This window comes from Acetobacter musti (assembly GCF_011516835.1).
Taxonomy (GTDB): domain Bacteria; phylum Pseudomonadota; class Alphaproteobacteria; order Acetobacterales; family Acetobacteraceae; genus Acetobacter; species Acetobacter musti.
In genome coordinates this window covers 171,859-187,278 of the sequence record NZ_WOTB01000005.1, presented here as the reverse complement: position 1 = coordinate 187,278, position 15,420 = coordinate 171,859, and the positions used below count along the sequence as shown (strand labels likewise).

The following is a 15,420-nucleotide window of genomic DNA, read 5'->3' as shown; positions in this document are numbered from 1 at the left end:
CGCCTAACTTTCCTCGCTGACACAGAGAATGCCATAGCAGTCCACTGAAGCGCGCTGACCAGGAAGCACGTAGGTCGTGGCGTCCAGTTGCTCAATGATCGCAGGTCCGCTGAACGTCGCTCCGGCGCCGAGCCGATCGCGATCATAGACGGGGCAGGAAAGCCAGTCGCCATTGCTGTAGACCTGCTGCGAGCCCGTTATGGCATCGCTTGCGGCTCCCGTGATTTTCAGCGTGCGGAGCGCAGGTTTGGCAAACCGGCCGACTGCCGTTGCGCGTGCCAGCACAAGCTCCACCGGCATTTCCGGCTGAGAGAACGTATAAAGCTGGTGATGCGCTGAGTGAAAATTCCCGATCGCAGCAGTCAGTGTCGCGTCAGACACCTCTTTTACCGGCCACGGGACAAGGAGTTCAAAGCCCTGGTGAGCATAGCGCATGCTGACGAACCACAGAATATCCCGGTCGCTGTCTGGCACACCCTCCGTTTCGAGCCAGTTTCTGGCCTGGGTATCGAGTGACTGAAATGCTTTATCTAATAAGGAAAGATCTAAACTGTTCGTTTTCAGAATACATGTCTGCGAAAAATCGCTTTTCAGGTCCGACCAGAGCAGTCCAAGACTTGACAGCACGCCTGCCTCCGGTGGCACCATTGCCGCCTTCATGCCCAGAAGGCGGGTGAGAAAGCCGCCATGCAGCGGTCCCGCACCACCGAATGGTGCCAGAACGAATTCGGCGGGATCATATCCACGCTCGACCGAAACCACACGGATGGCACCGATCATCGCATTGTTGGCGATATCAAGGATCCCGCGCGCGGCTTCGTGGAGACCGATGCCGAGAGGACGCGCCACCGCACGTTCTATCGCCCGGGCCGCGGCATCGACGTCCAGTGTCATCGTGCCGTTCAGCAGGCGTGGTGGAAGATGACCCAGTACGACGTGTGCATCGGTCACGGTCGGGTCCGTTCCGCCGTGCCCGTAACAGGCAGGTCCCGGTAACGCTCCCGCACTGCCGGGACCGACCAGGAGGGAGCCATTCTCAACCCGGGCTATCGAACCGCCACCCGCTCCGATCGTATGGATATCAACCATCGGCAACGCCAGCGGCCAGTTTCCGACACTGCCTTCCGTTGTCACGGTCGGTATGTTTCCGTCGATGAGACAGATATCCGCCGATGTACCACCCACGTCGAACGAGATGAGCCTGTTCTCGCCGGTCAGCCGGCCGATAAGACTGGCTCCGACCGCACCGGCAGCCGGTCCCGACAATGCCGTATGGATCGGCAGGCGACGGATCGAACCGGCTCCCGTCACACCGCCGTTCGATTTCATGATCAGAAGGCGTCCGTCCGCTCCCTCTCCGGCGATCCTCTCTTCGAGGCTGGTGACGTAACGCGATACTTTCGGCATGACATAGCCATTCAGCAGCGTCGCCATACTGCGCTCGAATTCCCGGAAAACCGGCAGGACATCCGAGGACAGAGAGACCAGAGCCCGGGGATATTCCTCGGCGATGATTTCCCGCGTGCGCTGCTCATGAACGGCACTGACATAGGCATGAAGATAGGATACCGCGATGACCGGAATGCCCCTGCGGCGGATATCGGCGACGGCACGGCGCACCGTATCCTCCGACAGGGGGGCGATCTGCTTCCCCTCGAAATCGAGGCGGCCTTCGATTTCGTAAATTCGGTTTGCTGGCACTGGTCGTTCCGGCTTCACCCAGGAATGGATATTCCCGTCTCGGGGAATGTCGTGGCGACCGATTTCAAGGACATGACGGAATCCGGCAGTAGTCAGCAGAGCACAGGCAGCACCGTTCATCTCCAGGATTGTATTGGTTGCGACCGTTGTCCCGTGGAAAAAATGGCTGATGCTGTCAGGAGTCAGGCCTGCCTGCGCAAGTATGGTTCTGACCCCGGTGATAAATCCGACTGAAGGGTCGTCCGGTGTCGAGGGAACCTTGGCCTTGCAGAGGATTCCGGTCTCACGATCGACAAGCGTTATGTCTGTAAACGTTCCGCCAGTATCGACAGCTATCGAAATTGTACGGTTCACGGTGGCTCCTTCTGTCTGACAGGGTGGAAGCTTCATGTCAGGAGTGACGGGGTGGCGGTCATGTAACGGAAGGCAGAGCCTCGTTGCGGGTCGCGGCATCGGCCTCATCCCACCAGCTTCTGGGGTCGAAATAGTGCCTCCGGTGGAAAAGCTTTGTCGGCCAGCGTTTCACCGAACGATGGTCGAGAGTGGCGACGAGATCGATCGTTTCCGTTTCCGGCTCGATCACCACGCCATATTCCTCCAGTGCGCTTTCCATGCTTACGAACCCGGCTGTCACGTCCCGCAGAACCTGTTCCGGTTCCCGGTCAAACGGATGTCCGACTCCACCCCCTCCGGGCATGGCAATCCTCAGAACATCGCCAGTACGCAGAATAACTCCGTCCTGCAGGGATGGCAGAATCCGCTCGTCTGGTCTGCCGGGATTAAGTGTGAAACGACCTGAACGCCCGCAAAGGCCGCCTTCCACGCCGTAGGCCGGCCACTCCACGTTACTCATCCTCAATGATACAGAGGCTGTTTCCGAGCGCATCTCGAATTCCCGGATGACCCCGCATCCGCCCCGCCAGCGTCCCGGGCCGCCGGAATCCCGATTGATGGCATAGCATCTGATGATGAGTGGATAATTCTGTTCGGCAAATTCGACAGGATAATTTTGCTGGCTGAGGAAATAGATCGCATCAGGCCCGTCGGAGTCATGACGTGCGCCCTGACCGGCTGCGACGGCCAGAGTCTTAAGAAAAGGTGTGTGCGTGACCGGCCATGTTCCCCGAAGCTTATTCGCACTGTAGGCTGAACTCGATGCCTGCGGGCGCTCCGGTTTCGCCACATTGATCAGACCGACGCAGGCGCTCATGACCCGTGCGAGGGTGACCGACCGCTGGCCGAGAGAAGCCGGGAAACAGGGCTGGAGAATGCTTCCTTTCCGGAGCCGGACCTCGTCTACAAGGGTGAGCAATCCTTCGTTGAACATGAATTCAGGATGACCGGAGATCATATGGATTCCGAAAATCATCTGCACAGCAGAGGGATGCATCAGAAAATTGATCGGCCCCCTGGTCTGATCGTCCGTACCGGTGGCATCCAGAACCAGCCTGTCCTGCGCCGCGGTCATCACCATCCGGATGGCGATCGGTCCGGTACCATGCCCGTCCGTGTCGATCAGTTCGGCAAACTTGTATGTGCCGGAGCGGAATATCTCCCGCATCCTCTTCCGGGCGAAGTTTCTTGTCTGGTCAATCAGTATATCGAACGCCAGGTGTGCGGGACCGATGCCGAAGCGGCTGAATATCTCGATCATGCGCCGCCGCCCCAGTTCGACGGAGGCGATCATGGCCCGGACATCGCCAACGACAATATCGGGAAAGCGTGAATTGCGCGCGAAGGTACGAAACAAATCCTCGTTGAGCACGCCTTCCCTGTAGAGCCTGACCGGTGGCACGAGAATGCCTTCGTGAAATATCTCCGTGGCGTCGGGCGTTGTCGAACCGGAGCGGGTTCCGCCTATGTCCAGAAAATGTGCCCAGGAATGAGTGAAGCCCACCAGGGCCCCATCCACGAAGATCGGACTGACGAAGACCTGGTCCGGCGTATGCGAAACACCACCCTCAGAAAGATAGGGGTCATTGTACCAGTAAACATCGCCGTCCCGCATATCCGCGATCGGAAACCGCTCAAGGACCGGTGCAAGAATATTGCCGAGAATCGGCAGCTTCGTACCGATCAGAAGACGTCCGTCACGATCGAAAAGACCGCAGAAATAATCCTGCTTTTCCCGGATTACCGGCGACATCGCCGTACGCTGGAGAAGACGCTCCATCTCCGCCTGGGCTGAACGCAGCGCACCTTTGATGATCTCGGTCGTCACCGGCACGACGATCGATTTGCGACATATGGTCGCCTCCGTATTGCTGTCACTCACAGGTAATGCCCCTTTCCTTCGGATCCCGCCGATATGCCGCGACCGCCCTGCAAACAAACCCTGTGCATGTCCCGGCAGGGGCTGCATTCCGGAAGCATTATCGTGCCTTCCCGAAAGCACAGGCGATGAAAGCCAGATCCGGTTGCTTCTCAAGCGTCAGAAGCCGCTCATAAAGAGTGTCAGCATCAGAACGATCGAGATGCCGGCTGCAGCAGTCCAGATACTTGTCCCGCCGGTCGTTCTCGTTGAAGGTGCGGGCAGGCGGACTTGCCTCCGCCGTCCGTCCGGACCGCAGTGTCCGTCCGTCTTTGAGCCTTACGGTCACACGATGTCGCGGGACGGCAGATTCTTCTGCGCCACAAAGATGCGGATGGATCAGGGAGAGGAGCCGACGCCTCGCCGGTTCCTCCACAGCCTCCTGCGTGAAGTCCGAAAGACGCGGCACGCCCTGAAGAAGTGTGACAGCCGCACAGTAAGTCATCGAGAAACGCGCCTGCATCCCGTTCACCGGTTCCATGTAGGACAGATTGTCCATGGCCACCGCATCCAGCGCGATATCGACCCGTTCCACGTCCGCCGCGTCAAAACCATGCAGGGTCCTGAGATCAAGCAGCCTGTCAAGCGTGTCGTGTGTTGCGGCGCAGCAGGGATAGCGCTTGGGCGTCAGGCCGATGGACTCAATGGAATGCGGTGCGCCTGGCGACATCATGATCTGCGCCCATTTCTCGCCTTTGCCGGCACAGACTTTTTCCAGACCCATCGCATGTTCGATGATGTCCGGCCGTCCCGTCAGACCGGTCGCAGCGAGCAATGCCGCTTCGACGGCATTCCGCGCTGCAAGACCGGCATGAAGCGGCTTTGCCGGTGTGCCAAACTGTCCCTTGAGGCCCGAGGCCATGCTGACGGCAAGACTGGCGGCACGGGTCATACCCTCCTCGTCGAGTCCCAGCAGCCAGGCTGTCCCTATCGATGCCCCGATCGCGCCCACTGTCGACGTCGCATGCCATCCGGCAGCGTAATGACCGGGATTGAGACCACGCCCAAAGAGCGCCTGCGCTTCCAGACCAATGAGATAGGCCTCCGTCAGGCGCATACCACTGGTGCTGACCAGACCAGCCACCCCCAGCAGGGCGGGGACAAGCACTGCGGAGGCATGCCCCGACAATGGCCCGAACGTATCATCGTAATCCTGGGCATGGGCGGCCGTCGCATTGATCAGCGCCGCGTGCCCCGCCGGCGCTCCGCCACCGCCGATCACCGCGCAGGGACCTCCCGCCGGAGCAGAAAGCGCCTGACGCGCCATAACGACAGGCGCTTCCGCGACACCGGACACGATGCAGCCGATCGTATCCGTGAAAGCGTGCGATGCCCGGGTACGCGCGGTCAGACTGAACTGTGTATCATGCACGGTCCGGCGGGCAACGGATCCGATAACACTCGTGGAGAGATGATTCATGCCGTGTGGAAATCCGGCGTCGTTGCGATGACATCGCGACGCGGAACAACTGTGTAATCAAGACGCGCCAGAAGCAGGACGAGTTGTTGCAGGCCGTCAACGATCGAAGGAACATAAAGACTTTCGTCCGGCCTGTGCACATTCTTTCCAAGGCCTGACCCGACGCAGATAGCGGGAATGCCCATCGATAATGCAATATTAGCGTCTGTACTCGCCGCAGAGAGACGGGGCGTAATACCCATCCCATGCAGCACATCTGCTCCTGTCCGCACGAGCGGATGGTCGGCCGGAAGCATACCCGCAGGCCGGTCTCCGACCTGTTCCAGTTCCATCCCGCAATCAAACACTTTCGCGGTCTCCGAAAAAATATCGAGCACGGAGATAACAAGTTTTTCAAGTTCCGTCTGGGAAACCGAGCGCATGTCAATAATGGCGACTGCCTCCTGGGCAATGGCATTAACTGAGGTGCCACCATGAAATTCGCCTATGTTGAGAGTGGTCTTCGGCTCGGGCGGCAGTGAAATCTGGCAAAACTGCGCGCAGGCGCTTGCCAGTCCGTGAACTGCGCTGGGCTTTCCGAAATCCGCGAAACTGTGTCCGCCCGACGCCCGATAGGTGATTCTGAAACGTCGGCTCCCCACGCCGCAATGAACGACATTGCCCAGATCGCCATCGTAGACCACAACAGCATCAAATGACGCGCCCCGGTCGGCCATCAGCTTCCGCATTCCACGAAGATCTCCCAGCCCCTCTTCTCCGACGCTGCTGGCCAGCCAGAGATCGCAGGGCAAAGAGAGGTCAGCCTCAGCGAGAACCTGGGGCAGTCTGATCAGACTGGCGACAGCAGCGGTATTGTCCCGGATGCCGGGACAGAATACGCGGTCCTGTTCAAATCTCGGGACAAGCGGGGTGCCGGCCGGAAACACGGTGTCCATATGCGAGATGACCATGACCCGTGGACCCGCTCCTCCTTTCCAGTGTCCGATCACATTTCCGATTTCATCAGTGGTGACATCGGAAAGTCCGGCACACACAAACCGTTCCGCGATCCGGCTGCTGCGTTGTGCTTCTCCGAAAGGAGGAGCCGGAATGGTCACCAGATCCAGGAGTTCCGCCATCATCTGCGGTTCCTGTTCCCGAATCAGGCGAAGGGCCCGTTCCAGCTCACTGGCTGCTTCTGATGCACGCATGCCGGCGTCTCCTCCTTCAGGCGGGTCACAGCGCAGATGGGGCAGGGCGGGTCATCCTGCATCGCGCTGATCCGGTGTTGAAGTCGGAATATTCGGACTGATCCTTATATATTGCCGACTTTTTGAAGAGCTATGGAGAAGTTGACTTCGTGTCAATGTTGAATCAATCTTTCAATATATTTAGAAAGAAAGCCGATGTCTCAGGAAAATCCGCATGGATTTGTCGATGCCGCCTCGGCCTCTGCTTCGCTCAGCGTCAGCCGGTCGACACTCTATGCCTATGTGAGCCGTGGCCTGATCCGTTCGGTCCCGCAACCGGGAAACAGCCGTGCCAGGCTGTATGTTCAGGCTGATGTCGACAGGCTGGTATGGCGTAAGAATCATGCACGCAGACCCTCGGCCGCCGTCGCCACCGCACTGGACTGGGGATTGCCGATCCTCGAGACACATATCAGTCAGATCGAGAAAGGGCGGCTGACTTATCGGGGGCGGGATATCACCGCTCTCGCCGGTCATGCATCGCTTGAAGACGTTGCCGTGCTTCTGTGGGACGCGCATGCCGCTCCGTTCGATAAAGCACATTTCGACCCCGCTCTCGTTCCGGGATGGGCCGGAACGGCACGGATCAAGGCGAATGCACCGCCCGTTGATCGCGCGCTCGCGCTGCTGGCCCTTATGGACCCGTCGGCCTCCTCTGCACGACGACCGGAAAACGAACGTCTGGCCGCCGCCGTCTGTCTCGTGCGGGCTCTGGCCTGTGCCATGGCATCCGCGAAACTGGATGTCACGAAAAACCTGCATGATGCTCTGGCGGAAACGTGGCAGCGCCCAGACGCACGCGAAGTCATCCGGCGCATCCTGGTCTGCTGCGCAGATCACGAACTGAACGCAGCCTCATTCGCGGTCCGGGTCGTTGCGTCGATGGATGCGGACCTTACCTCGGCATTGCTCGCAGGTCTCGGGGCCTTTCGTGGCCTCGAACACGTAACCGCCTTCAAAGATGTCCGGGTTCTTCTGGAAGAAGCTGCGGCCACGGACGACCTGGAAGATTTCGTCAGGCAAAGAACCGGGAAGAACGGCGCCCTTCCAGGTTTCTTTCACCGTCTTTACCCGGAGGGCGATCCGCGTGCCGCCGCCATCATGGCGCATGTGCCGGTGCCACCGGCGACCGCGAAACTGATCGACAGTGTCGCCAGGCTGACGGGGCTGCGTCCCAATGTCGAACTCGCCCTGGTGATCACTGAAACCGGCTACGGCCTGGGACAGGAAGTAGCGGAGACTTTGTTCACAATCAGCCGTTCGATCGGATGGATCGCCCATGCCATTGAACAGCAGAAAAGCGGTATCCGTATTCGTCCGCGCGCCTGTTCACGCGCGACAGAGCTGTAACCGAAACAATATCCGAACACAGGCTTTGTCGTTATTCTCCTGTCTGTGTTTGCAGTGCCTCCCCCACGCTGTCCTGTGCAGCGACAGGCTGCAGCGCGGCGATCGCCTGCTGCAACGCAAACATCATCCGGTTGACGCTGCGTTGGGCCGCAACTTCGAGAAACAGGCTTTCATCCGTTTCCGCTGGCACATCCACCAGTTTTCGCAACGGGTCCAGAACCGGCCAGGCATGCTGCGGAAGCGCCGGATCATGGCCGAAACGGTCGCCCGTGGTGTAATCGACTGGAACGAATGCGCGTGACACCGCGATCAGGGCAGTATTGATGGCCGGAATCTTGCGTTCTTCCATTGTTTCCGCAAGGGTGTAACGCAGGCCGACACACTGCGCGTGCAACTGCCTTGCCCGGGCCACAAGAGAGGTAAGCGAAAATCTGCCATCCAGGTGGTTCTGCAGAGCTTCGAGTTCGGACAGGAGTGCGGCTGTCGCGCTCTGATAGTCCAGCGGCAGGATTGCCGAAGCCAGAAGCTGCCACAGGACATCTACGTAAACCTTTGTATCACGCAGAAGAAATTCGGGATCAATCTTGTCGATGAGATCTTCCGGCGTGTGCCACCACCAGCCAAGGCCACCACCCTGCCGGTCATCTTTTCCTGAACCCGGAACAGCCGGTTGCTCGCTCAAACTCATGAACATCGAGGGAATGCCGATACCCCAGAATGACTGGTCCCCCGCCCGAAGCATGCGGCGTCCCGTGAGATCCTGACCCGCCTCCCGTTTCACAGCCCGCATGGCGAGCGCTGCCAGCTCCGCTGAGACCGGGGCATCCGCCAGTACGGTGGCTCCCTTTCCGCCGGTCGAGTCCACATTCACATGGGCTGCGCAACGCCCGGCGAGTTCTTCCCAGTAATGATCAGCATACCACGCCGAACCGGCGTATCGCCCGTGGGAATGTCCCGACCAGAAACAAAGCCGGAGCCCCCGTTGCCACTCAGCACGCCGTTCTGCCAGAACACGCGCCGCTTCCAGCATCGTGGCGTTGGCACTTCCGTTATCCATCACTCCGAAATACCAAGCGTCATGATGACCCGACAGCAGAACGAAACTGTCGTCATTGTCGCGCGGAGACGTTAATTCCGCAACGAGAAGCGGTATCTTTCGCCATTCTGTTATGACTCTTGTGTGGAGTGTCGCAGTTACAGTCTCGCCTTTCGCCAGGCGTTGTTTCAACGAAACGCCAACGTGGTTCAGAACGCTGACGACAGCGGTCTTCGGCAGGTTCCCCTGCTCAATATCTGTTGGACTGCCCCAGACCGGGGAGATGCACATATCATGCAGATGTTCATGCGGGCTGATCTGAATCTGGCCAATTGCTCCCGCCTGTCCTGCACGCAAACTGGCGCCGGGATTCGCTATTCCGTCCATGAGAACGATCTTGCCTGCCACATTCCTGTCGGCGAAATCGGCCGGATCTCCACGCCCCGCCCAGATCACTTCGCCGGAGATGCCGGTCGCCGGCGTTGATTGCGAAAAGGAATGCGTGATGCATGTCGGAAAAACACCGTCGATCTCGATCTGCGCCTCTCCGGGTTCGCTGATATAGGCGGCATGGCGAAACAGAGTTGTGTCGTAGCCATAACCGGTCAGCGTCTTTTCCAGGTAGAGAAAGCTGGCATATTCGTCGGGCGATCCGGACATCTTTGTCCGCCGCGCGAATTCAGTCATGTGAGCCATCATCACATCCATGTCCACGGCGGCATGTGGTGCTTCCGGGACATCCGTCGAATCCGACGCTATGGTATCAGTCACGAGTTTTCTCCTGCATTGAAACGGGAATGTGATCTCGGCTGCCGAACAGGCGTTACAAAAATGCCGGTAATCGCCGAGGTCACGCGGCAACGCCATTTATCTGTCTGAGACGGCTGGTCAGGTCCTGCACATTCGATAGCAGATTCTCCAGAATCGTCTCGCGATGTTCGACAAAACTGCTAGTGACGCAGCCAACATTGATTGCGCCGAGTACCTTGCCTGCGCTGTCGAAGAACGGTGCTGCCACCGAAGAAGCGCCGACCATGCGTTCCTCAAAATTGACTGCGAAACCCTGTTCACGGATGTGCCGCAGACTGGCCCGGAATGCATCAGGTTCAACAATCGTACTGGCCGTCAACGGAGGCATTGGTGTATTCTGTATATAATATTCAACAAAATCTGTCGGAGAATAAGCAAGTATAGATCGGCCAATTGCTGTGCAATAAGCTGGAACCGGGTTCGCAATATCTGTATCGTATCGGATAACCTGTGGGCTCACACATTTTTCTACCAGCCTTACAGTCAGATCGGGCTGCATGACGCCGTACAGAACCGTTTCCCGGACAGCCTGCGAGAGCGTGAGCATGACCGGGCGCACCAGACGCAGCATCGCGCAGTTTGGTCCTCCAACCCAGTCCGCCCCGCCTGCATTCAGAATGGGATCAAGGTAGTAGCGTCCTTCCGCGTTTTTCATAGCGTAACCACGGGAGACAAGAGTTCTCAGCAGCAGCAGAGCACTGCTTTTCGGCAAGGCAAGCACATTGCGGACTTCGGCGAGCGAGACAGGTTCGGTCCGTAAAGCGAGAAGATCGAGGATATCGAGAATACGCCCGGCCGATTTGACCGAAGTATCGGCCTTTTGGTTCTCAGCAGGATCAGTTTTTGTTTGACGATACGGTTCGGTCATGCAACATTCTCCTACGGAAACGATGTTCACATATATGAACGGATGATCCGATGCAAATGTAAAGAGAAATCTGAAGACCGCTGAACCGGCCGAGGGATATATCCATTATCTCCGTTGCGGTTCGGGATCAGTATCTGTCACGGAGCAGCAGTCGGGCGTCTGACAGGACGCTCCCTTTCGCTGCTGAATTTCTGTGCCAGAAAATGGATTTATTATCACTGTGAGTGTTCCGAAAATACTTCATAACGATGAAATTTAATTTCATTGAATTGTGAAAGAAATAAGAACGCCGTTGGCATCATATGTTCTGTCGTAAGTATTAAACACAAATATAAAATCGCCGTAATGCGCTGAATTACGAAAATATCCAGACTGATACAGAAACAAGAATCGATGGAGAGACGAAATGACTGTCACGGATCTGGAGAAACGGTTTCTGGATGAGGTCCGGGTCGAAACCGCATGGAAACTTATTGAACTGTTTTCAATGAAACCTCGCTGGCGTCCGCAGGACGTTAATGCAGCGGCGGATGACATTACTTCCGCTCTGAGTGCTCTTGGGATTCCTGTCCAGGTCTGCGAACCTGATCTTTATCTTTCAGTCCCGCTCGAGGCATCCATCGCGCTTGACGGTGCTGCAATCCGGGCCAAAGCACCCTCATCGTCGTTCAGTGCACCGGACGGCGTGTCCGGCGAACTCGTTCATCTTGAAGCTAACCGGTCAAATCTTCGAAGCTATACGCGGGATATTGACGGACTGTTCGGTGGTGGAATCCATACGATGGCGGATCTCTCCGAACGCGTCCGCGGAAAAATACCTGTCCTGTCCGGATTTGGAAATCCCGCCCTGACGTCTCTGATCGAACAGGCGGGCGGACTGGGCCTGATCGTCGCCAATCCAGGAGCAGATGTTCATTGGGGCACCTGCACAACGATCTGGGGAAATCCCGGGCTCGCGGATCTTGCGCGCAAACCCCGAATACCGGTGGCGGCGGTATCCGCTCCCGACGGTGAGCGTCTTATGCGGCGCGCTGATGAAACGTGTGGCGTTGTTATCCGGACAACACTTCAGGAAGGCTGGTTTCCTCAGAAAATTCCGGTTGTGACGATTCCCGGAGCATCCGAGCCGGATGATTTTATTCTTCTGCACGGTCATTACGACAGCTGGGATGTCGGCGTCGGAGATAATGCCACCGGCGATGCAACGCTTCTCGAACTGGCGAGAGTGCTCTGGAATAACAGATTGCAGTTGAGGCGATCAGTAAAAATCGCCTGGTGGCCAGGTCATTCCACCGGTCGTTACGCCGGTTCAACGTGGTTCGCGGATAATTTCGCTCAGGAACTCGATCATCATTGTGTCGCGCAGATCAACTGCGATAGTCCCGGCTGTCGATGGGCGACAAGTTATCATCACACTTCGGCATTTTCAGAATGTGCCCATATCGCCACGACCAGCATTCGGGATGTGGTTCCGGACGCAGATATCGGCATTGAGCGTCCGCATCAGGCAGGAGACTACTCTTTCAATAATATAGGCCTTTCCAGTCTCTATATGCTCAGCTCGACGATGCCCGATGCGCTTCGTAAGGAGAAAGGTTACTACGACGTTTCCGGATGTGGCGGGAATATAGCCTGGCATACTGAAAATGACACTATGGAGATTGCCGATCCGGACGTCCTGCTGACGGATATGAAGATATACCTTCTTTCCGTGCTTCGTATCGCGATGCCGGAAGTGCTCCCGTTCCGCTGGACCGACACAGTCAGCGAAATCAAACATACGCTCAGAAATTATGATCAGATGGCGAACGGAGCGGGAGATTTCACGGCGGCACATAATGCGACCGCGAAATTCGGAAAACTGATTGAAGGCGTTTTTTCATCAGACTGCCCGCCGACCAGAAAAAACCGGCTTTCAATGGATCTGGCGCGGATTCTTGTGCCGATAAACTTTACTCGCCTCCCACGTTTCGAACACGATCCGGCCGTCACGGCGAAGCCGCTTCCTGTGCTGTCTGTCGCGAGTGAGATTTCGAAACTCGATGGAAATTTACGCCACTGTGCCGTGACCGACCTTATGAGAGGCCTCAACAGATACTGCGCGGCGATCAATGACGGGATCAGGCTCCTGGAGAGTATACCGTCCACGTAAACGCTGTTTTTAATCCTTTTTCTCCGGCGATTGCCTCCGTCGGAAATAAAAAATGTACGTTTTCTTGTAAATAACCAAAAAACCTGAAACAGGAGAAGGCAATGATCAGTGAAGGCTCCGCCCGCGCCCGACGTATATGTCTCCTCGGTACCATTCTCACCTCGGGAAGCGTTTTCGCGGGGACATCTGACGCTGCGACACGTCTCCACGGCCACCGGGTGCCTCCGCGGCACATAAAAGCAGTTCCCTCGCAGAAACCGGTAGCTGTTTTGCATGCTGCTCCGGTATCGACTGTTTCAACCGCGTCTCCGGAGGAGGTGCAGGTGACGGGGGCTGCGCGGTTCGATAACGGTGTGACGAACACAACACCGGGAGGCGGTCTCATGCCGCCGCAGACAGCGCCAAAAAGCGTCAGTGCAGTAACGCGTGATTTCATCGCCAAGCAGGTTCCGACATCAAATTCTCTTACTCTGGTCGCTAATCTTCCCGGTGTGGTTGTGTCTGGTACCGACCCTCTCGGAATTGGAGACCACATGGGAATCTCCATGCGTGGTCTGCCGCAAAATGAAGTCGGTTCCCTGCTTGAAGGAATGCCCGTCGCTGACCCGATTTCCTATCTCGCTTTTCCGGGAGAATGGGTGGATGCGGATAACATACAAAGTGTGACAGTTTCACAAGGGAATCCGGACATTACGTATCCGGTTCATAATGCTGTCGGAGGGGCCCTTGAAACGAAAGTTCGTAATCCATCAGACAGGTTTGGTGGACTGATCGATGTCAGTTATGGCCGTAAATCGCTTGAGCGTGAGTTCATCCGTGTTGACACAGGTGAAATCGGAAAAACGGGTGTTAAGGCGTTTGTTTCCTTTTCCGACGTGACCTACAATGAATGGCGTGGTTCCGGTCAGGGGCGGCGTGAGCATGTCGACGCAAAACTCCTGAAGGAATGGGGACGTGGCAGCAGTTTTGCATTTCGGCTGGGCTGGAACTCCATGGTGTCTCCTACAGATACGTACCCAACCATGGCCCAGTGGAAACAGTATGGCATTTCGTACAACTACAACAAAACATTTACCCCTGGTGTAGCGAGTTACCAGAAGCTGTCTGATTATTATCGTGACGTTATAAAAATGAATGCGCCAACGACACTCCGGCTTACGAACAGCCTGGATCTTGTTATCAATCCATACTTTTTTTATGTGAAAAGCACGCCAAATGGCGTTACGAACCTCAGTAATGACAACAGCTTCAACGGTGCGGAACCGGCAGGCCCGCTGAATCTGCCGAACCAGGTGGATGGTCAGACAACAGTCCAAAGTCAGGCGCTCTACCGCGAATATATGGGAGGGCAAAACTCTTATTTCAAATGGCGGACGTCACGCAACAATACCATGCGCTTCGGTTGGTGGTACTCCTATATGGATTTCCAGCAGGCGACATCCTTCGCGCTGATTGGCCTCAATGGCAATGTTGCGAGCCAGTACGGCGCATATCCGATTCTGATGGGCAATGGAAAGCCCCTCCGTACCTGGGACGGGCATCTCATTCAGCAGGATAACGGGCTTTACGTCGACGATACACTTAAGCTGTTCGGTGATAAGCTTACTCTGAATGCAGGTTTCAAGGCCGTTATGGTCTCCCGCTATGCAACAAATGCGGTCCCGGGGGCTGCGTATAGCAGTTCATCGCAGGTATTTGAGCCTTTACCGCAGGTCTCGGCCAGCTATCAGCTGACAGAAAAAGATCAGATATATATAAATGGAACAACGTCGTTTTCTCAGCTCAGTGGAAACTACTGGGATGTGTTCAATGTTAAAACAGGAAAGCTGTCTACACTGAACTCTGGAAATCTGGCTCCGGAGTATTCAATTGCTGAAGAAATTGGCTTCAGACATCATGGTCTGTTTAATTTCTCTGTTAGTGCGTTTAATTATAATATCTCAAATAAACAGATTTCGTCACAATCGCTCATTAATGGAGTGGCAACCGGCGTGTACATCAATGCCGGCGGAGAAACAGGACGAGGAATCAATGCGGAATTCGGACTGAGGCCATGGCATCATTTCAGCCCTTATGTTTCCGGACAATATCTCCATACATCCATCGATAATAATCTTCTGAGCGGTTCTGACTATCTGCCGACAAAGGGGAAAAGCGAGGTTCTGTCGCCGAAATTCAGCGGGTCGATTGGTCTGAGCTATGATAACGGCAGCGCCTTTGGGAACTTCGCGCTCAATTACGTAGACAGCCAGTATTCGACGTTCATGAACGATGAATCGATTCCCAGCCGGATCACTTCTAATGTTACGATGGGATATCGGTTCCGGAATGTCTGGTGGCTGAAACATCCGCAGATACAAATAAACCTCGTTAATATCGGTGACGAGAAATACCTTTCCGGTGCGTTTGGCGTGACCGGGGCAGCAAAGACGACGCGGGGAGTTTATGGCACGATGATCAGTGGAAGCGCTCCGACTTACTGGGTGGGAGGTGGCTTCTCGGCTTTCGTGTCGATGTCCACCGGGTTCTGATGACAGACACGC

Annotated in this window: 9 protein-coding genes; 3 read left to right on the top strand and 6 right to left on the bottom strand. The window is 56.3% G+C overall.

What is annotated here, in order from left to right:
- Positions 1-3: 3 nt before the first annotated feature.
- The 4 genes from GOB93_RS05805 to GOB93_RS05790 all read right to left on the bottom strand — a co-directional run bounded on the left by GOB93_RS05805 (position 4) and on the right by GOB93_RS05790 (position 6,622).
- Positions 4-2,055 carry a hydantoinase/oxoprolinase family protein gene (locus GOB93_RS05805; protein ID WP_198912676.1) on the bottom strand — a complete coding sequence of 684 codons (2,052 nt, stop codon included), beginning with the start codon at positions 2,053-2,055 and terminating at the stop codon, positions 4-6.
- 58 nt (positions 2,056-2,113) lie between these two features.
- Entirely contained in the window at positions 2,114-3,976 is a 1,863-nt protein-coding gene (locus GOB93_RS05800; protein ID WP_173582539.1) for a hydantoinase B/oxoprolinase family protein, read from the bottom strand.
- A gap of 97 nt (positions 3,977-4,073) precedes the next feature.
- Complete coding sequence (locus GOB93_RS05795; RefSeq protein ID WP_173582538.1) at positions 4,074-5,432, bottom strand: MmgE/PrpD family protein; 1,359 nt, start codon at positions 5,430-5,432, stop codon at positions 4,074-4,076.
- Positions 5,429-6,622, bottom strand: coding sequence for a M20/M25/M40 family metallo-hydrolase (locus GOB93_RS05790; protein WP_173582537.1), 1,194 nt, complete (start codon positions 6,620-6,622; stop codon positions 5,429-5,431). Before GOB93_RS05790 ends, GOB93_RS05795 begins: the two co-directional genes overlap by 4 nt.
- 195 nt (positions 6,623-6,817) lie before the next feature.
- Between GOB93_RS05790 and GOB93_RS05785 the strand changes: the two genes are divergently transcribed.
- Positions 6,818-8,011, top strand: a complete 1,194-nt coding sequence (locus GOB93_RS05785) for a citrate synthase (protein WP_173582536.1) — start codon at positions 6,818-6,820, stop codon at positions 8,009-8,011.
- A gap of 31 nt (positions 8,012-8,042) precedes the next feature.
- On the opposite strand, the gene GOB93_RS05780 is transcribed toward GOB93_RS05785, so the two are convergent.
- Together GOB93_RS05780 and GOB93_RS05775 are read right to left on the bottom strand one after the other, a co-directional pair.
- On the bottom strand, positions 8,043-9,818 hold the full coding sequence (locus GOB93_RS05780; RefSeq protein WP_338422303.1) for a M28 family peptidase: 1,776 nt from the start codon (positions 9,816-9,818) through the stop codon (positions 8,043-8,045).
- 79 nt (positions 9,819-9,897) lie between these two features.
- A complete protein-coding gene (locus GOB93_RS05775) occupies positions 9,898-10,755 on the bottom strand; it encodes an IclR family transcriptional regulator domain-containing protein (RefSeq protein WP_173582535.1) in 858 nt (285 codons plus the stop codon).
- 376 nt (positions 10,756-11,131) lie between these two features.
- Between GOB93_RS05775 and GOB93_RS05770 the strand changes: the two genes are divergently transcribed.
- The gene (locus GOB93_RS05770; RefSeq protein ID WP_173582534.1) at positions 11,132-12,877 is read left to right on the top strand and encodes a M28 family metallopeptidase; all 1,746 of its coding nucleotides are present in this window, start codon (positions 11,132-11,134) and stop codon (positions 12,875-12,877) included.
- Positions 12,878-12,978: 101 nt separating this feature from the next.
- Complete coding sequence (locus tag GOB93_RS05765) at positions 12,979-15,408, top strand: TonB-dependent receptor (protein ID WP_173582533.1); 2,430 nt, start codon at positions 12,979-12,981, stop codon at positions 15,406-15,408.
- The last annotated feature ends 12 nt before the right edge of the window (positions 15,409-15,420 follow it).